The following is a 17,470-nucleotide window of genomic DNA, read 5'->3' as shown; positions in this document are numbered from 1 at the left end:
CCGGCCGACGTCGCCGACGCGCTGGCGGCGGGCGCCGAGGCGGTCCAGGTGGGCACCGCCCTGATGCTGGCCGACGAGGCGGGGACGCGACCGGTCCATCGTCGCGTCCTCACCGACCCGAACCGGCGTACCGCCGTGATGCGGGCCTTCACCGGCCGGCTCGCCCGCGGGCTCGTCAACGACTTCAGCCGGCAGTACGACGGCTGGGCACCGCCGGCGTACCCGAGCCTGCACCACCTCACCGCCCCGATGCGTCGCTGGGCGGCCGAGCACGACGACCCCGAGCACCTGCACCTGTGGGCGGGCACCGGCCACCACGCCGCCCGCCCCGGCCCCGCCGCCGACCTGCTCCACTCCCTCCTCCCCTGACCCTCACCCCGTCGAGACCCGGGTTCCCGAGCGTTGAGCCTCGGACTTCCGAGGGTTGAGTCTCCGGTTCCCGTGCCGAGCCACCACGCCAACCCGAGACTCGACCTACGCCAACCCGGGTCTCGACCCACGCCAACCCGAGACTCAACGTGCGAGACCCCCGCACCCGGGAACGGTGCGGGGGTCTCGAGATGCTCGACCGACGAGGGGACGCGAGCGGTCAGTTGACCCGGACGGTCATGGTGTCCTTGCTCTTGTTCACGTCGGTGACCGCGATGGTGGTGCCGGTGCCGGCGACCTTGGTGGAGCCCTGCGGGTTGGCGGGGTCCCAGTAGCGGTCGACGTCGCTGTCGTCGAAGACCCGCACCGCCGGCTGCGACGGCACCGAGACGGTCTCCAGCCCACCGACGATCTCGCGCACGAGGTCGAGCGGCTCGGTGGGCTCCAGCCCGAAGGTCGCGTCGTAGGTCTGGAACCGGCCGCGGGTCACGTCGCCGCCGCTCCACTTCTGCGCCACCGGGTGGGCGTCGACGGGGAGCGCCTCGCCGTAGCCGGGGTGCACGGAGGTGTTGTTGTCGCCGTACAGGCCGTTGACGTACCAGATCAGCAGACCGTCCTGGTACGGGAACTGCTGCACCCGCTCCGGGTCGGTGATGGTCCAGGCGTAGTTGTACGGCCCGGTCCGCAGCGTGGCGTCGTAGCCGCGGTAGGTGCGGTGCTCGGCGACGTAGTAGCGGGAGTAGTCCGCGTAGTAGCCGCCCCCGGTCAGCGAGCTGAAGCCGTCGAGGGTCCACCCCTCGGCGTCGCCGTCGGAGACCAGCGCGGTGCCGACGCTGATGTCGTCGATCGCGATGCCGAACTCGTGGTAGGCGGCGTCGTTGAAGTGGCGGAACCGCAGCGTCACGCTCTTCCCGGCGTACGCCGACAGGTCGGCCGTCAGGTCGACCCACTGACCCTGCGAGGAGCCGGTGATGCCGTGGCCCTCGTTCTGGCCGTTGGGGTCGGTGCTCGTCGATAGGTTGGTCGCGAGCGGCGTGAAGGTCTGGCCGTCGGTGGCGACCTCGACGTAGGCGTAGTCCCAGTCGGTCTCGATCGAGTAGTTCACCTTCGCCGCGAGCGACGCCCCCGCCGGCACGGTGAACGGCGCCGACGTGGCGGTCGAGGTGCGCTCGTCACCGGTGCCGGAGTAGAGGTAGGCGCCGTCGTACTCGGGCGCGACGTCGACGAACTCCTTGCCCGGCGGCAGGTCGGCGATGACGGCCTGGGCCTTCTTGGTGGCGTGGTAGCTGGGGCCGACCTCGACGGTCTCCGTCGCGCCGGGGGCGACGTACTCGTAGTCGAGCCAGCCGAGGAACAGCTTCTCGGTCGCTCCCATGTGGTCGGGCGTGGTGCCCACGTCGCCGGCGCCGTGACCCAGCCAGGAGCCGGAGCTCATCAGGTTCCAGAACCCGGTGCCGTTGTCGAGCGGCGTCGGGTCGACGGTGTCGTAGTAGTCCGGCAGGCCGAGGTCGTGGCCGAACTCGTGGGCGAAGACGCCGAGGCCGCCGTTCTCGGGCTCGGTGGTGTAGTCGCGGATCCACAGGTCGGTGTCGCCGATGCGGACACCGCCGACCTTCGGGAAGCCCGCCGGGCCCTGCGCGCCGGTGGGGTTGGCCGCCCAGCGGTGCGACCAGATCGCCCACTCCGGTGCGCCCGCCTCCTCGCCCTCACCGGCGTGGATCGCCTGGAAGTGGTCGATGTAGCCGTCGGCCTCGGCGAAGTTGCCGTCGCCGTCGATGTCGTAGCGGTCCCAGACGTCGAACGACTTCAGGTAGGCGACGATCTCGTCCTTGGTCTTGCCCCGGGCCAGCTGGTCGGCGTACCACGCGTTCGCGGCGTCCTGGATGAAGCGGGTCATGTCGCCGTTGGACTCGGTCTGGCCGTACGACGCCTCGTGGTACGGCACGGTGACCCAGTCGCTGACGTCACCCTGGACGTCGAAGCGGCCGCTGGACATCTCGTCGTAGAGGTCGCGGAACGACTCGCCGTTCTGGTCGGGCAGGCCGGTGAAGAACATCTGCTTGAAGTGCTCGGTCGAGAAGTCGGGCTGCCAGTAGGTGCTGTTGTCCTCGGCCGGCGGCTCGGGGATCTGGTTGTGCACCGGACCGGCGGGCGCGTCCGCGAAGCGCGGGTCCACCTGGTCGCCGAACTCGACGAGGAAGCTGAGCAGCTGGGCGGTCTCCTGGGTGCCGTACTCGACCCACTGGCCGCCGGCGGTCTCCACCGCCCGGCTCTTGCCCTTGGTGACGACCTTCGCCTCGCCCTTGGCGACCTTCTCGACGGCCGCCTGCTTGAGCGCGGCGCGCTTCTCGTGCAGCTTGTCGGGCCGGTTGTCCTGCTTCGGCTTGGCGGACCTGTCGGTGTGCTGCGCGGCGTCGTCGGCCGGTACGGCGGATGCGGTGGTGGGCACAGCAAAGGCCGCGAGCGAGATGCCCGCGGCCATGCTGATGACGCCCGAGATGCGTCGGTTCACTGATGTTCCTCCGAGAACTTTGTCGTCGTCGCGACCCCTCGCGAGGCCCCGCCGAGCGGACGGCTTGCGTCCGTTCGGGCACTTCATCACGAAGTCAGCGGCCCGTAAAGAGGCGCGCCGGAAAGTTTCTCGTCGGCGGTAGGACCAGGTCAGACCCGGAACGTGGCAGTGACGCGGTCCATCGCGGCCGCCATCTCGGTGAGCTCCTCCAGGGTCCGGCTGCTGCCCGCGACGGCTCCGTCGGTCTCGGAGACGATGTCCGCGACGCCCCGGACCCGCTCCGCGATGAGGCCGGAGCCACTGGCCGCCTGGTGGACGCTGACGCTGATGCTGGAGGTGGTGGCGCTCTGCTCCTCCACGGCACTGGCGATGGTGGTGACGTAGTCGTTGACGCGGCCGATGACGTCGGTGATCTCGCGGATCGTCCCGACCACCTCGGCCGTCTCCTGCTGGATCCCGGCGACCCGGCTGGAGATGTCCTCGGTGGCCTTCGCGGTCTCGCCGGCGAGCTCCTTGACCTCGGTGGCCACGACCGCGAAGCCCTTGCCCATCTCGCCGGCCCGGGCCGCCTCGATGGTGGCGTTGAGGGCGAGCAGGTTGGTCTGCTCCGCGATCGCGCTGATGGTCGCCACGACGGCGCCGATCTCCTGCGAGGCGGCCCCGAGGCGGTCGATGCGGCTGGAGGCGTCGGTCGCGGCCGAGACCGCCGAGTTGGCGACCGAGGCCGCCTCCGAGGCGCTGCGCGAGATCTCGGTGATGGAGGCGCCCATCTCCTCGGTGCCGGCGGCGACCGAGTGCGCGTTGTGGCTGACCTCCCCGGCCGAGGAGGCCGCCTCCTGAACGAGGCCGGAGGCGACCTGCGTGCTCTGCAGGATCTCCTGGTTGGCACCGAGCATCGCCGTGGAGGCGGTGGCGAGGCGAGCCGCGTCGGACTTCACAGCGGTCACGGTCTCGCGCAGGGTGGTGGCGGCCTGGTTGATGGCCGTCGCCATCTCACCCAGCTCGCCGCGGTCGGCGATGTCCACCTGGACGGTGAGGTCCTTGTCGCCGAGGCGGCGCAGGGCGTCGGTCGTCGCGGCCAGCGGGACGGTGATGCTGCGGCGGACCAGCCACACCAGCAGCACCCCGAGGACGACGGCGAGCACGACCGCGACGCCCATCTGGACGCGGGCCGCGTCGGCCTGGTCGGCCGCATCCTTCGCGGCCGCCTCGCTCCGCTTCTCCACCGAGGCGATGAGGTCGGCGGTGCTCTCCAGCACCCGGTAGTAGACGTCCCACGACGGACCCAGGATCAGCTCGTTCGCCTTCGCCACCGAGGCGTCGGTGGCCTTCTCGTAGAGCGCGACGATCTCGTCGTCCATCTCGAAGAACTTCTCGAGGTCCATGCGGGCCGAGTCGAGCAGCGCGTTCTCCTTGGCCGTGAGGTAGTCGGTGTTGATGTCGGCGAGGAACGCGCGGAACCGCTTCGCGACGTCGATGTAGCCGGCGCGGGTCGGCGCGTCGGGCTGCACCGCGGCCTTGGGGTCCCCCTTCGCCGCCTCCCAGGCGTAGGCCACCTGCCAGCCGCTCACGTCGGCGTTGAAGTACTTGATCTCCTGCACGTCGCGGGTGGCCTCGAGGAGCTGGTTCACCTCGGTGACGGCACGGTCACTCCTGCCCAGCGCACCGATGCCCACCATGGCCACGGCGATGAAGAGGACGATGACCGCCCCCAGGGCAGCGGCGAGGCGCGTGCCGATGCGGGTGCGCGAGAAGAGATTCATGCCGTCTGGTTCGGCCGGTGAGTCGATCATCTGAGCCTCGTCGGCGTCGATCGCGACACCTCGTGTCAGATATGCACGGTCACCGAACGAGTCCTTCTCCGAACTCGCTCGAACAGTCCGCTCAGGGCGCGCCCCGGATGGCCGATGCGATCTCCATCACGGGATCTCGGGGATCTCGGGCCTCGTCGTAGGGAGCAGCACGATGCGGATCGTCTCGCGTCGCAGCACAGTGGCCGCCGCCGCGCTCGGCACGGCCGCGGTCGCCGTACCGACCTCGGCGCGCGCGGCGACGGCCGGCACGGCGTACGTCGCCGGGTCCTTCCCGGCCACCCCCGTGCTGTCCGCGGGTGAGCGCCACCTGCTCAACCGGTTCTCGTACGGCGTCACGCCGGCGCTGCGCGACGAGGTGCTCCGGGTCGGGGCCCGCGCATGGTTCGAGCAGCAGCTGAGCCCGGTCGCGGACGGCTCCGACGCGGCCGTCGACTGGTGGCCCGACCTGCACCGCCCGGCGAACGAGCTGTGGCAGCGCGCCGACGACGACATCCGCGGCGGCTGGGAGGTGATGAACGACTACGGCCGCCGGACGCTGCTGCGGCGCATCACCACCCCGTGGCAGGTGCGCGAGGTCATGACGGAGTTCTGGGAGCACCACTTCCACGTGCCGACCAACGGCGACCCGCAGTTCACCCACCGGGCGTCGTACGGCGACGCGATCCGCGCCCGTGCGCTCGGCTCCTTCGAGGAGCTGCTGCAGGCCACGATCACGCACCCCGCGATGACGATCTTCCTGTCCGGCTACGACTCCACGAAGACCCACCCCAACGAGAACCTCGGCCGCGAGCTCCTCGAGCTGCACACCGTCGGGGTCGGCAACCACTCCGAGGACGATGTCAAGAACGCCGCCCGGATCCTGACGGGCTACGACATCGCGATGTGGACGACCTTCGCGGCGTCGTACCGCACCCGCGACCACTGGACCGGGCCGGTGCAGGTGCTCGGCTTCGCGCACCCCAACGCCGACGTCGACGGGCGACCGGTGGTGGCCGCGCTGCTGTCCTACCTCGCGCGGCACCCGCTCACCGCCCGCCGGGTGGCGCGCAAGCTGGTCACGAAGTTCGTGGCCGACGAGCCGCCGGCCACGCTCGTGGAACGGTTGGCCGAGGTCTACCTCGCCAACGACACCCGCATCGTGCCGGTGCTGCGCGCGCTCGTGGACTCGCCGGAGTTCGCCGCGGCGGCCGACACCAAGCTGCGCACGCCGTCGGAGGACCTCGTCGCGACCTGGCGGCTGCTGGGCGCGACCATCGCCCCGCCGGTCGACCGCAGCTCCGCTGCCAACGCCATCATCTGGCAGGCCGGCGACCTGGGCGACGAGCCGATGGCCTGGCCGCGTCCCGACGGCGCCCCGCTCGTCTCCTCGGCCTGGGGGTCGCCGTCGCGGATGCTCGCCTCGATGGACGTGCACTGGTCGATGGCGGGCGGCTGGTGGCCGTCGCAGGAGGCGACCTACCGCAAGCCGGCCGAGTGGGCGCCGGTGCTGCCTATCGCGTTCCGCGACCTGGTGGACCACCTGGCCCGGCTGCTCCACGGGCGACCCTCCACCCCGTCGGTGCTCGAGGGAGCATGCCTCTCGACGGGCTACCTGCCCGACCGGGTCGTGAAGGCGACCGACTCGATCTTCACCTGGAAGATGCCGCACCTGCTGGTCGCTCTGCTCGACCACCCGACCTGGTACCGCCGATGAACGACATCGCCGGTCGAGTAGCCGGAGCCGCTAGGCGGAGGCGTATCGAGACCTGCTGCCCCGAGAGCCTGGCCCTCACCCGCCGCGGCCTGCTCCGCGGCCTGCTCGCCGGTGGCGTGGCCACGACGGTCGGGTCCGCCGTGGTCAGCACCGCGCCGGCGTACGGCGCCCCGGCGCCCGCCGTGCTGGTCGTGCTCTCGCTGCGCGGGGCCGCCGACGGACTGTCACTGGTCGTGCCGCACGGCGACCCGGCGTACTACGCCGCCCGGCCGAGGATCGGCGTCCCACGCGACGCCCTGCTCGCGCCCGACGCGTTCTTCGGGCTGCATCCCTCGCTCGCGCCGCTGCTGCCGATGTGGCAGGCGGGCGAGGTGGCGGCGATCCACGCGACCGGCATGCGGGTGGCAAACCGGTCGCACTTCGCGGCCATGGAGCTGGTCGAGGACGCTGCGCCCGGATCCTCGACGCGGACCGGCTGGCTCAACCGCCTGGTGGGCGCGTCCGGCTCCACCGACCCGCTCGCCGGGCTGGCCGTCGGCGATCTGCCGACCGCGCTGGTCGGCGAGGAGACGGTCATGTCGATCAAGGACCTCTCGGTGGCGTCGCTGCCCGGCTCCTCGGCCGGCAGCACGGCGCGACGTGACTCGCTCGCCGCGATGTGGGCCACGGAGGAGGGTCCGCTGGCGGCCGGGATGCGCGCCGCGATGGCCAGCGTGGACCGGCTGGCGGCGGCGGAGGCACAGCCGGCGGGGACCGGCTACCCGGCCAACTCCGACCTCGGGCGCGCGCTGTCGTCGGTGGCGCGCACGCTGCGCGCCGACCTCGGCGTCAACGTCGTGACGGTCGACCACGGCGCCTGGGACATGCACACCAACCTCGGCACCCTGTCGTGGGGCGACATGGTCTCGAACACGCGTGAGCTGGGCCAGGCCATCGCCGCGTTCTTCACGGACCTGGGCGCAGTCCGCTCGAAGGTCACGCTGGTCACGATCAGCGAGTTCGGCCGCCGGGTGGCCGAGAACTCCTCCTACGGCCTCGACCACGGCTGGGGCAACGTCATGCTGGTCGCCGGCGCGGGGGTCAAGGGCGGGTACTACGCCCGGTGGACCGCGCTGCAGAACACCCTCGACGCCGACCTGGCGGTCACCACCGACTACCGCGACGTGCTGGCCGAGGTCGTCACCGCCCGGATGGGCACCTCGCTCGCCGCGGTCTTCCCGGGGCTCTCTCGCACGCCGATCGGCTTCATGACCGGGCAGAGTGGCTGGGGGTCGACGACCACGACGGTGCCCGACCCGCCCGCTCCCACACCCACGACCCCTCCGCCGGCTCCACAGCCGCCGCCTCCGCCGTCCCCGGTCCCGGTCAAGCCCCAGCCGAAGCGGAGGCGCCGTCGGCGCAGGAAGCGCCGCAGGCGCCGGATGATCCGTCGCCGGCGCTAGGCCCCTCGCCCGTCGAGCCGGCCCCGGTGGTCGAGCCGGCGAGCCGGACCACCGGTGGTCGAGCCGGCGAGCCGGTTTCCCGGTGGTCGAGCCGGCGAGCCGCCAGGCGAGACGTGTCGAGACCACCCTGCTGCTCGACCAGCGGCGGGCGGCCTCACGGCTCGACCAGCGGGCCGAGCAGTGGGCCGAGCAGCGAGCCGGTGTCACGGATCCGGCCCGCGACCCGGCGTACCTCCTCGGCGAGGTCGGCGTCCTCCCGGCTCAGCAGCCCGGAGAAGCGCGGGTCCAGCAGCCAGCCGGAGTCGCGGCAGGCGTACATCGACACCCGGTCGAGGAAGATCTCCAGCTGCCGGGCGCGGTCCTCCACACCGTCACCGTCCAGGTGCAGCCAGTCCAGCTGCCCCGTCCACAGCCGCGCGCGGACGACGTCGTGGTCGATGTCGAGGACGGTGCCGAACGGGCCGTTGCCCAGGTCGTGCTCGCGGCGGTACTCCTGGACCTCCCGCAGCAGCCGGATCACGTTGTCGTCGCGCAGTGAGGCCCCGACGAACAGCACGTGCCGGGTGAGCAGGAGTGCCTGCAGCAGCGATCCGGAGGGCCGCCGGAACGCGTCGTACCGCACGAAGTCGCCGCGGGTCAGCACGATGCTGGTGGGACGCGCCAGGTCGCCGTGGAGCTTGAGCAGCCACGGCCGCGCCCCGACCGCCGACTGCCACGGCAGCACGCTCGGCTCATGCCCGCCCGGAGCGGCGACGGCGGTCTCGTAGAGCGCGTCGTAGTTGGTGGTCACCACCTCCCCGCAGCCCAGGCCGGCGAGCAGGACATGGCTGAGGGAGGGCGTACGCCGCTGCTCGACCGCCTCGGCGACCCGCTGCTGGAACCCCGGATCGAGCACCTGCAGCAGCTCGGCCTGGTCGAGTGGGGAGAGCTGCGCCAGCTCCTCGGGGTCCAGCTCGGCGGCGAGGTGGCCGAGCAGCTCGCTCCACGACGGCAGGCCCGCCGGTACGCTCACGCCCGCGCCGAGGAACAGCGCCAGCTCCCCGGCGCGGGCCCGGTCCGCGAGCCGCCGGGCAGCCGCGTCGAGGCGGTCCCCGTCGCCGGTGCGTCCGTCGCCGACGAGCTGTCGGCGTACGTGCTGCGCGGCGGCGTAGACCGCGGCCTCCGGGGTGACCACGACGACGTCGAGGTCGTGACCGACCGCCACCCGGGCGACCGCCTGGAGCTGGCTCCGTACGACGTCGCCGCGCCGCGACCCCAGGCCGCCGCCCTCCAGGCCGACGAACGGCAGCGCCACCAGCGGCTTGACCCGGCCGGCTGCCGGCGCGAGTCCCGCTCCGGCGATCTCGGTCAGCACCTCCCCCACGCGGCCGGCCAGCTCGTCGACCGCGACGTCCTCCCCCGGACCGACCCGGATCAGCCAGAGCCCCTCCCGGTCGCTGGCCGCCCATCCGCGCTCGTCCCAGCCCGCGCCCGGTGCCGGCTCGTCGTGACCGAGGAGCGGGCGCCAGTGGTCGGTGAAGGCCCGGTCGGCGCCGAGGGGTACGACGGCCGCGTCGTGCACCACGGACTCGATGCGGCCGTGGGCGACGAACACGTGTCCGGACGTCATACCCACCTCCTCACTGCTCCGCTATCCAGGAGCCGCACCCACGATGCATTTCGTCGTCGACACCCCGGCCGGCACCTCAGGAGACCGCGCTACGGGGGTTTCGACACGCTCGGCCGCGGGCGGCCTCGCTGCTCGACCAACGAACCCGGTAGTCGAGCCGGCGAGCCGGTCCCCGGTGGTCGAGCCGGTCCCCGGTGGTCGAGCCGGCCCCCGGTGGTCGAGCCGGTCCCCGGTGGTCGAGCCGGCGAGCCGCCAGGCGAGACGCGTCGAGACCACCCACCGACCGACACCGACCAACGGGGGGCGGACGGCCTCACTGCTCGGCGGCCGGTGGCAGCGGCTCGATGCCCAGGACCTCGTGGGACGGCACGGGGTTGGGCCGCGACGCCTTGCAGGTCAGCTGCGCGGTATCGCCGCTGTCGCGGGTGGTGCGCACACGGACCCGGTAGATCGCGCCGCCCGCCGCCAGGTCGACCGTGGTGACCTCGTCGGCGACGCTGCGGTCGACCAGCTCGACGGCCGCCAGCCCGAGCAGCCCCAGCTCGCGTCGCAGCGCAATCTCGGCGGCCTGCACCGGCATCGGGTAGGAGGCCCGGCCACGCAAGAGGTCGAGCGTGAGCAGGCCGTCGCGGTGGCTGTCGGCGACAGTGAGCGCGGCGGCCGGGTCGAGCCGGCCGTAGTACAGCCCGTGCGGCAGCACGACCAGGTTCGCGGCGAACCGGTCGCCGCCGATGTGCGACACCTCCCAGGTGTGCTCGGGGTGCGCGGCGTCCAGCGCCGCGGCCACCGGTCGGCCGCGCTCGGCACAGCAGGCGTCGTGCCGGCCGTTGGTGCAGACGCAGAACAGCGGCCCGTCGTACGCCGGCAGGCCGGTCGAGCCGCCCCGCCGCAGCGCTCCCAGGTCGAGGTCGAGCACGTCCCGGGGATCGCCCACGACGCCCGACTCCAGCCGCGGCCGGAGCGGGTCGGCGTACGCGGCGAAGACCCGGACCCCGTAGGGTGTCGACGGTCGCGAGCTGACCCGCCGGATGAGCAGGATCTTCGCGCGCAGCTCCTGCGCGCGGTCCCGCAGCGCGGCACCGAGTCCGTCGGGCAGGCGCGCGTCGAGCAGGGCGGTGTTGCCCCAGGGACCGACGTGCTCGAGGAGCAGCCAGGTGCGGACGTGGGTGGCCGTGCCGGCGATCGGCTCGGCGCGCGCCAGGCTGGCGGCCGCGCAGCGGAAGGACGTCACCGGGGCTCCAGCAGCTCCAGCAGCCCTTCCCGCACCAGTCGGCGGCACAGCACCAGGTTGCTCTGCGGGTCCAGCGGCAGGTCGGCCGGCGTCACCGTGTCGCGACCGCGGATCTCCTCCAGCGCCGGACGCACCCGGGCCGGCACGGTCAGCGAGCGGTCGCCGAGCAGCACCTCGACCCGGTCGCCGCGGTCCAGCAGCACGCAGGGGTGGCCGGGCCGGCGCCGTAGCCGGGTCTGCCCGGTGACGTCGGCCAGCACGTCCCTCAGGCCGCCGGCCAGGCGCGGCGGGCGGCTGGTGAGGAACCGCCGGATCTCGGTCTCGACCGCGGCGGTCGGGTCGGCCCGGCGTACCTCCTGCGCCAGCCGCTCCAGCCGCTCGGCCAGGCCGTCGCGCAGCAGCGCCGGGTCGTCGAGGTAGCCGGCCGGCAGGTGCTCCTCGCCGACGGTGGCGAGCAGCGGCTGCACCGTGCGCTCGACCAGCCCGCGCCAGGTGAGCTGGTTGATGCCGATCGTGACGTGCAGGGACACCGTCTCCTGCGCGCGGGCGGCGTGCGGGGTGCCGGTGGGGAGGTACATCGACAGTCCCGGCTCCAGGACGACCTGCTCGGGCCCGTCGGGACTGTCGGGGCCGTGGACCTCCCACTGCTTCGAGCCCGCGGTCTGGAAGACGAACACGTCGTGGCTGTCGGAGTGGACGGCGAAACCCTGCGACCCCGGCGGGGTGAGGTAGGCGTTGGCCTGGCACGGATGGCCGAGCTCCAACTCGAGCTCGGCGACCAGCCGGGTCAGTGGCGCGTGGTAGCGGTGCAGCCCTTGGAAGACGACGGTCGCGCCGTCCGCGAAGAGCTCCAGCGCCTTGCGCGGGTCCACCAGACCCGTGAGCTGCTGGCCGGCGAGGGTCGCCGAGCGGGTGTACGCCGACTCCGGCAGCACCCCTCCGTCCTTCGCCAGCCGGATCGACGGCGTGCGGACGGCCGTCTCGGTGAGGAGCCGGTCGGCGTCCTCCAGCGAGAGCAGTCCGACCAGCGCGTCGGGGTCCGTGCGGTGCAGGTGCACGCGGGACGCCCAGACCTTGCTCAGGAAGGTCTGGGCGTCACCGCTGAGCAGGTCGAGCGCGCTCACTCAGCCGTCGGTGCCGTCGGTGCCGTCGCCGTCCGACGCGTCGCCGTCGGTCGTGTCGGTCGCGTCGCCGTCGCTGGCGTCGCCGTCGGTCGTGTCCGTCGCGTCGCCGTCCGTGCCGTCGGCGTCGCCACCGTCCGTGCCGTCGGCGTCGCCGCCGCCACCCAGACCCCCGCCGCCGCCACCCGGCGTCGTGGTCATCTCGTCGTCGCTCAGGGGCTCTTCGGTCATCAGGTCCTCCTGGGGTGAGTGGTTCGTGGACCCAGCATGTACCCGTCCGAGGGCTGGGTATATCGCTGCGCCCACCCGGACGCCCACCGGGACGCCCCTCGGTGACCGGGCGAACGCCGCTGCGGACCGGTTCTCCGGCAGACTGCCTCCGTGACCGACCAGCTCGCCCTCCGCACCCGCCTCTTCGGCGCCGTCCTCCAGCGGATCTCGAAGCCCGCCGACACGGCGGAGGAGATGATCGCTCTGCGGAAGAAGCGGGCCCGGCTGCTCGCCTCGCCGGTCGGTCGACTGGTCACCGGGCGGGAGTCGACGCGGGTCGCGGTCGAGGAGCGGGCCGTCGCGCTCGCCCACCACGACAGCCGGATGCGCATCCACACCCCGCCGGGTGCCGGCCCGAAGCCGGTGGTGGTGAACTTCCACGGCGGCGGCTGGTGCATCGGCACCCCCGAGCAGTCCGGCTGGTTCGCCAGCCATGTGGCCGAGCTGACCGGCGCGATCGTCGTGTCGCCGACGTACCGGCTCGCGCCCGAGCACCCCTACCCCGCCGCGACCGACGACGCCTGGGCGGCGTTCGAGTGGGTGCGGGCGCACGCCGCCGAGCTCGGCGGCGACCCGCGCCGGATGGCCGTGACCGGCGACAGCGCCGGCGGCAACCTGGCGAGCGTCGTGGCGCTCCTGGCCCGTGACGCCGGCATCGACGACATCCGGGCGCAGGCGCTGGTCTACCCGGCCGTCGAGATCCACGAGCGCTGGCCGTCGGAGGACGAGTTCGCCGAGGGGATCGTGCTCACCTCGCGCGGGATGCGGACCTTCTCCCGGCTCTACGCCGGCGACACCTCGGTGGCGACCGACTGGCAGCTCTCCCCCATCCGCGCCGCCTCGCACGCGGGGCTGCCGCCGGCGCTCATCGTCACCGCGCACCACGACCCGCTGCGCGACCACGGCGAGCGGTACGCCGCGGCGCTGGCCGCGGCCGGTGTCGAGGTCGAGCTCCGGGACTACGGGCCGGGCGTCCACGGCTTCCTGAGCCTGCCGCGCGTGGTGCCGGTCGCGAAGGACGCACTCGCCGACGTGGCGGGGTTCCTCAGCGCGCGGCTGTCGTAGGTCCGGGCGACCCGTCCCCGCGCCCGGGGGTCAGAGGATCTCGTCGTCCTCCGACGTCTCGTCCTCGACCCACTCACTGTCATCCTCGGCCATCGGGTAGGTCGTGATCGTGATCCGCGCGGTCACCGCCTTGGCCTTGCCGGCCTTGGGCATCGTCCAGACGTACGTCGTGGTGGCCCACGGGTCGACGACCAGCCGGCCCGTGCCCTTGCGGAGCTTGACCTTCGCGACCTGGTCGACGCCCTCGTCGTCGACCCAGCGGACGGTGGCCTTGCCGCTGCGCGGCTTGCGCTTGGAGGTGAAGACCGCGGTGAGGACCACCTCGTCGCCCTCCTCGACCGTGGTGGCCGATGCGGAGAGCACGACGCTGGTCGGGAACGCCTTGGCCTTCTTGGGCTTGGCCGTGGCTGGCGCCGTCCCGAGGAACAGCGGGCCCAGAGCGAGGACCAGGGCGATCAGACCGGCGATCAGGAGACGCGGGGCGGCGTGGGTCATGTCCCCCGCATCGGCACCGGCTGTTCCGCCCTGAGGAAATCTACGGTGTGACGGAGGCCGCAGCAGCGGGCTGGCTCGCCCCGTCGACGACCTGCCACAGCCCGACCGAGGCGACGGCGGCGAGCACCAGGCCCGCGAACTGCGGTCCGAACCAGCGCCGGCGCCGCGCCACGATCGGGGTCCGCGCGCCGGACACGGCGTCGACCTCGAGGGCGATGAGCTGCGACTCCGCGGGCTCGAGCACCCGCGGCGGGTCGGCGAGCACGGCCAGCAGGTTGTCGGTCGAGCAGAGCACGACGTCACCGGCCGAGCTCGGCTCCAGCTCACGGCCGACGAAGCACACCACCGGGTGGACGTGGGCCGGCCCCGCGAGGCCGCTGAGCCGCGAGACCGTGAAGGCCGCGGCGGTCACGCTCACCACGATGTCCTGGCGTACGCCGGCCTCGTTGATGTCGTCGCGACGCAGCCGTCGGGGCACCAGGCGCGACTCGACGACGAAGACGCCGCCCGGCCCCACCGCGATGTCGAGGGCCGGAGCCGCGTGTCCGGGGAGCCGCACGTCGGGCAGGACCGCCCACTCGTCGGCCGGCAGGGCCGAGAGGATCTGCCGCACCGCGCCGACGCCGTACGTCCGCTCCGCGGTCCGACGCCGCCCACCCGAGTCGTTCGGCATGTGTCGCACTCCCATTCGCCCCTGCCGTGTTCACCGTTGACGCTAGGTCTCATCGGCAGGCGCGCGCGGGAGTTGCGCGGAACCGCTCTCCGTTAGCGGTGTGCCCTGGTGTGAAGCAGCCTCGACCCTCGCTGCGCGGAGGCTGCTTCACACGAGCCGGTGACAGCCGCTCAGAACCGCGTGGTCCCCCGCATGCCACGGGGACGGCCGTCGGGGTCGTAGAACATCCGGTACGCCGGGCCCGCCCACAGCCGGGTGCGGGCGGGCAGGGCCGGCGGCACGTGGTGGCGGATCCGGCTGCCGGCGGCGCCGACACGCTCGGCCCACACCTGAGGCGCATGAGCGGGGTCGGCGAGCCGCGGGTCGTCGGCGGGCACGCCGAGGTGCTCGGCCCACAGCGTGGTGCGCAGGCGGCGCGGCAGCTCCCCGGTCGGGTCGACGACCGCGCAGGTGAGCTCGGAGTCGTGGGTCCAGGAGCGCAGGTTGAGGTTGTCGGATCCGACCGTCATCCACTCGTCGTCGACGATGCAGACCTTGGCGTGCACGTAGACCGGCGTGCCGTCCTCGTTCTCGAGGTCGTACATGGCGAACCGGTCGCCCCCGGCCTCCCGCAGCCGCTGCCACGCCTGCCGCTGCCCCAGCAGCATCGGCGGGCCGCTGATGCGGTTGTCCTCCTCGGGATAGCGCGGCACGACCGCGATCACGTGGAGCTCCGGCTCGCGGCGCAGCGCGTCGGCGAGCGTGGCGGCGACGAGGTCGGACCAGAAGTACTGGTCCTCGACGTAGATCAGCCGCCGCGCCCGCTCGAAGGCGCGGGAGTAGCCACGCGCGACCGAGCGCTCCCCGTCAGGCGCGAAGGGGTACGCCGGCCGCTTGGCCGGATAGGTGCGCAGCAGTTGCACCCGATGCGGACCGGCGTCGGGCGGCGGGTCCCAGCGCTCGGGCAGCGGCTCGGGGTGACGCGGCATCCGGGCGAGTCGGTGCATGAGCGCGCGGTAGGGGTTGCGGTGGTCGAGCGGGGTCGGGTCGTCCCATCGCTCGGCGAAGGTGTCGAGGACGTGGCTCACGGCCGGGCCGCGGATCTCGACCATCGCGTCGTGCCACGGCGGCGTCGGTCCGTACCGCTGGTCCAGCGGCGGCGCCTGCGGGTCGCCCTTGTGGGCGGCGTCGTCGCGCCGGCCGTGGCACAGGTCGATGCCGCCGACGAAGGCCACGTCCTCGTGCGAGCGGCCCTGCCGGCGTACGACCAGGAGCTTCTGGTGGTGGGACCCGCCGCGGCGCACCCGCTCGTCGAGGAGCGCCTCCCCGCCGCACTCGTTGACGATCGCGCCGAGGTGGTTGTTCTCCTGGGCGTTGAGATGGCCCTTGTCGGAGTGGGAGCGCCACAGCAGCGCCCGCACCTCGACGTCGCGCGCCGCCGCCGACTTCAGCAGCTCGGTCACGGTCGGGCCGTCCTTGGCCAGCCGCTCGTCGGAGTCGCCGCGCCAGTCGGTGAAGAAGATCCGGTCGCCCGCCTCGGTCGCCTCGACCACCTCGATGAGCCGCGCGAAGTAGTCGGCCCCGTGCACGTGCGGGACCACGAGGTTGCCCGCGGTCCACGGGCGCTCCGCACTCGGCAGGAACCAGTCGCTCACGTGGTCAGGCTGTCAGTCGCTGTGACGGACGTCTACGGCCCCGGCGTACGTCGTCGTGGCGGCCGCGTTCCTGCGTCGGTTCCCCAGATTGGGGATGGGGTCCACCGGCGTCCCGGCGTGGCGGCCGCGCTCCGCCTCCAGGTCCGTTGACCGGCCCTAGGACCGGGACGAGCATGACGGATGACCGACCCACCATCGAGATGAAGGAGAGTGTCCTGGCTCAGCACATCGGAAACCCATGTCTCAAGACATAGGAAACTCGATGCTGGCGGGTGTCGAAGGCGAGGCTGGTCATCACCGCGATCGAGACCGAGGGCATCACCCAGGCTGAGGCGGCACGTCGCTACGGTCTGAGCAAGGCTTGGGTCAGCAAGCTCATGTCGCGCCGACGAGCCGAGGGCGATGCAGCCTTCGAACCGAAGTCTCGCCGCCCGCACGCCTCACCCAACGCCACGCCTGAGCCGGTCGTCGACCTGGTCCTGGCGCTGCGCAAGCAACTGGTCGAGTCGGGCCTGGATGCCGGCGCGGAGACCATTGGCTGGCACCTGCAGCACCACCACGACGTGGCCCTGTCCCGAGCCACGATCAACCGGACCCTGGCCCGCGCGGGTGCGGTGACCCCTGAGCCGGCCAAACGCCCGAGGTCGTCCTACATTCGCTTCCAAGCCGAGATGCCCAACGAGACCTGGCAGTCCGACTTCACCCACTATCGACTTACCCGCCCCGACGGCGGACCAGGCAGCGACGTGGAGATCATCACCTGGCTCGACGACCACTCCCGATATGCCCTGCATGTGAGTGCGCACTGGCGGATCACAGCCAAGATCGTGCTCGACACCTTCACCAAAGCCGCAGGTCAGCACGGCTACCCCGCATCCACGCTGACCGACAACGGCATGGTCTACACCGTCCGGTTCGCCGGCGGCCGCGGCGGACGCAGCATGCTCGAGAACGAGCTCAGACGCCTCGGGATCGTGCAGAAAAACTCCCGTCCGAACCATCCCACCACGTGCGGCAAGGTCGAGAGATTCCAGCAGACGATGAAGAAGTGGCTGCGCGCTCAGCCCGTCCAGCCGACCACTCTCGAGGACCTGCAGGTACTACTCGAGGAGTTCGCCAGCGCCTACAACCAGCACCGGCCGCACCGGTCCCTGCCGCACCGAGCAACCCCGGCCACCGCCTACACGACCCGCCCCAAGGCCACCCCAGCCGCCGACCGCGCCGCTGACACCCACGACCGGGTCCGGTTCGACCGCATTGACAACGTCGGCACCGTCACCCTGCGCGTCAACGGCCGACTGCACCACATCGGGATCGGACGAACCCACGCCCGAACCCACGTCATCCTGCTTGTCCACGACCTCGACGTCCGCGTCATCGACGCCGCCACCGGCGAACTGCTCCGCGACCTCGTCATCGACCCCGACCGCGACTACCAGCCCACCGGAACACCCGCCGACACCACCCGACCGACCCCGAAATGACAACTCCCGGACCTACCAGTTGTAGGTCCGGGAGTTTCCGATGTCCTGAGACATCACA

At 72.5% G+C, this 17,470-nt stretch carries 14 protein-coding genes; 5 read left to right on the top strand and 9 right to left on the bottom strand.

Annotated elements, in window-relative coordinates; all coding sequences use genetic code 11:
• On the top strand, window positions 1–369 hold a 369-nt coding region (locus tag VGE38_RS05285; protein ID WP_331141488.1), incomplete at its 5' end, for a nitronate monooxygenase.
• Window positions 370–589: 220 nt separating this feature from the next.
• On the opposite strand, the gene VGE38_RS05280 is transcribed toward VGE38_RS05285, so the two are convergent.
• The gene (locus VGE38_RS05280; protein ID WP_331141487.1) at window positions 590–2,881 is read right to left on the bottom strand and encodes an immune inhibitor A domain-containing protein; all 2,292 of its coding nucleotides are present in this window, start codon (window positions 2,879–2,881) and stop codon (window positions 590–592) included.
• A gap of 149 nt (window positions 2,882–3,030) precedes the next feature.
• Window positions 3,031–4,674: a methyl-accepting chemotaxis protein gene (locus VGE38_RS05275; RefSeq protein ID WP_331141486.1), complete on the bottom strand. Its 1,644-nt coding sequence runs from the start codon at window positions 4,672–4,674 to the stop codon at window positions 3,031–3,033.
• A 172-nt stretch (window positions 4,675–4,846) separates the two neighbouring features.
• Between VGE38_RS05275 and VGE38_RS05270 the strand changes: the two genes are divergently transcribed.
• Both VGE38_RS05270 and VGE38_RS05265 read left to right on the top strand, forming a co-directional pair.
• The gene (locus VGE38_RS05270) at window positions 4,847–6,388 is read left to right on the top strand and encodes a DUF1800 domain-containing protein (RefSeq protein WP_331141485.1); all 1,542 of its coding nucleotides are present in this window, start codon (window positions 4,847–4,849) and stop codon (window positions 6,386–6,388) included.
• Complete coding sequence (locus VGE38_RS05265) at window positions 6,385–7,830, top strand: DUF1501 domain-containing protein (RefSeq protein ID WP_331141484.1); 1,446 nt, start codon at window positions 6,385–6,387, stop codon at window positions 7,828–7,830. The genes VGE38_RS05270 and VGE38_RS05265 overlap by 4 nt, the downstream gene beginning before the upstream one ends.
• A gap of 154 nt (window positions 7,831–7,984) precedes the next feature.
• Here the strand turns inward: VGE38_RS05265 and VGE38_RS05260 are convergent, their stop codons facing one another.
• The 4 genes from VGE38_RS05260 to VGE38_RS05245 all read right to left on the bottom strand — a co-directional run bounded on the left by VGE38_RS05260 (window position 7,985) and on the right by VGE38_RS05245 (window position 12,022).
• Window positions 7,985–9,439, bottom strand: a complete 1,455-nt coding sequence (locus tag VGE38_RS05260; RefSeq protein WP_331141483.1) for an SIR2 family protein — start codon at window positions 9,437–9,439, stop codon at window positions 7,985–7,987.
• 313 nt (window positions 9,440–9,752) lie between these two features.
• Window positions 9,753–10,670 (bottom strand): ferredoxin family protein, encoded by a 918-nt coding sequence (locus VGE38_RS05255; RefSeq protein ID WP_331141482.1) that lies wholly within the window; start codon window positions 10,668–10,670, stop codon window positions 9,753–9,755.
• On the bottom strand, window positions 10,667–11,794 hold the full coding sequence (locus VGE38_RS05250) for a cupin domain-containing protein (RefSeq protein WP_331141481.1): 1,128 nt from the start codon (window positions 11,792–11,794) through the stop codon (window positions 10,667–10,669). The genes VGE38_RS05255 and VGE38_RS05250 overlap by 4 nt, the downstream gene beginning before the upstream one ends.
• Complete coding sequence (locus VGE38_RS05245; protein ID WP_331141480.1) at window positions 11,795–12,022, bottom strand: hypothetical protein; 228 nt, start codon at window positions 12,020–12,022, stop codon at window positions 11,795–11,797. It lies immediately after the preceding gene.
• A 150-nt stretch (window positions 12,023–12,172) separates the two neighbouring features.
• On the opposite strand from VGE38_RS05245, the gene VGE38_RS05240 reads away from it, so the two are divergent.
• Complete coding sequence (locus VGE38_RS05240; protein WP_331141479.1) at window positions 12,173–13,126, top strand: alpha/beta hydrolase; 954 nt, start codon at window positions 12,173–12,175, stop codon at window positions 13,124–13,126.
• A 30-nt stretch (window positions 13,127–13,156) separates the two neighbouring features.
• On the opposite strand, the gene VGE38_RS05235 is transcribed toward VGE38_RS05240, so the two are convergent.
• The 3 genes from VGE38_RS05235 to VGE38_RS05225 all read right to left on the bottom strand — a co-directional run bounded on the left by VGE38_RS05235 (window position 13,157) and on the right by VGE38_RS05225 (window position 15,928).
• Window positions 13,157–13,621 carry a hypothetical protein gene (locus VGE38_RS05235; RefSeq protein WP_331141478.1) on the bottom strand — a complete coding sequence of 155 codons (465 nt, stop codon included), beginning with the start codon at window positions 13,619–13,621 and terminating at the stop codon, window positions 13,157–13,159.
• A 40-nt stretch (window positions 13,622–13,661) separates the two neighbouring features.
• Window positions 13,662–14,294, bottom strand: coding sequence for a nuclease-related domain-containing protein (locus VGE38_RS05230; protein WP_331141477.1), 633 nt, complete (start codon window positions 14,292–14,294; stop codon window positions 13,662–13,664).
• Between the two features lie 170 nt (window positions 14,295–14,464).
• The gene (locus VGE38_RS05225) at window positions 14,465–15,928 is read right to left on the bottom strand and encodes a phospholipase D family protein (protein WP_331141476.1); all 1,464 of its coding nucleotides are present in this window, start codon (window positions 15,926–15,928) and stop codon (window positions 14,465–14,467) included.
• Between the two features lie 272 nt (window positions 15,929–16,200).
• On the opposite strand from VGE38_RS05225, the gene VGE38_RS05220 reads away from it, so the two are divergent.
• Entirely contained in the window at window positions 16,201–17,412 is a 1,212-nt protein-coding gene (locus VGE38_RS05220; RefSeq protein WP_331141475.1) for a DDE-type integrase/transposase/recombinase, read from the top strand.
• The last annotated feature ends 58 nt before the right edge of the window (window positions 17,413–17,470 follow it).

Origin of the sequence: Nocardioides sp. (assembly GCF_036405735.1) — a bacterium.
Taxonomy (GTDB): Bacteria; Actinomycetota; Actinomycetes; order Propionibacteriales; family Nocardioidaceae; genus Nocardioides.
Note: the sequence above shows the minus strand (reverse complement) of the source record. Positions and strands in the feature narration are given on the sequence as shown.

Bases quoted from the DNA above. Each gene is read 5' to 3' on its own strand.
- VGE38_RS05265 (WP_331141484.1), top strand. From the start codon at position 6,385: ATGAACGACATCGCCGGTCGAGTAGCCGGAGCCGCTAGGCGGAGGCGT.
- VGE38_RS05230 (WP_331141477.1), bottom strand. From the start codon at position 14,294: ATGCCGAACGACTCGGGTGGGCGGCGTCGGACCGCGGAGCGGACGTAC.
- VGE38_RS05245 (WP_331141480.1), bottom strand. From the start codon at position 12,022: ATGACCGAAGAGCCCCTGAGCGACGACGAGATGACCACGACGCCGGGT.
- VGE38_RS05270 (WP_331141485.1), top strand. From the start codon at position 4,847: ATGCGGATCGTCTCGCGTCGCAGCACAGTGGCCGCCGCCGCGCTCGGC.
- VGE38_RS05235 (WP_331141478.1), bottom strand. From the start codon at position 13,621: ATGACCCACGCCGCCCCGCGTCTCCTGATCGCCGGTCTGATCGCCCTG.
- VGE38_RS05275 (WP_331141486.1), bottom strand. From the start codon at position 4,674: ATGATCGACTCACCGGCCGAACCAGACGGCATGAATCTCTTCTCGCGC.
- VGE38_RS05260 (WP_331141483.1), bottom strand. From the start codon at position 9,439: ATGACGTCCGGACACGTGTTCGTCGCCCACGGCCGCATCGAGTCCGTG.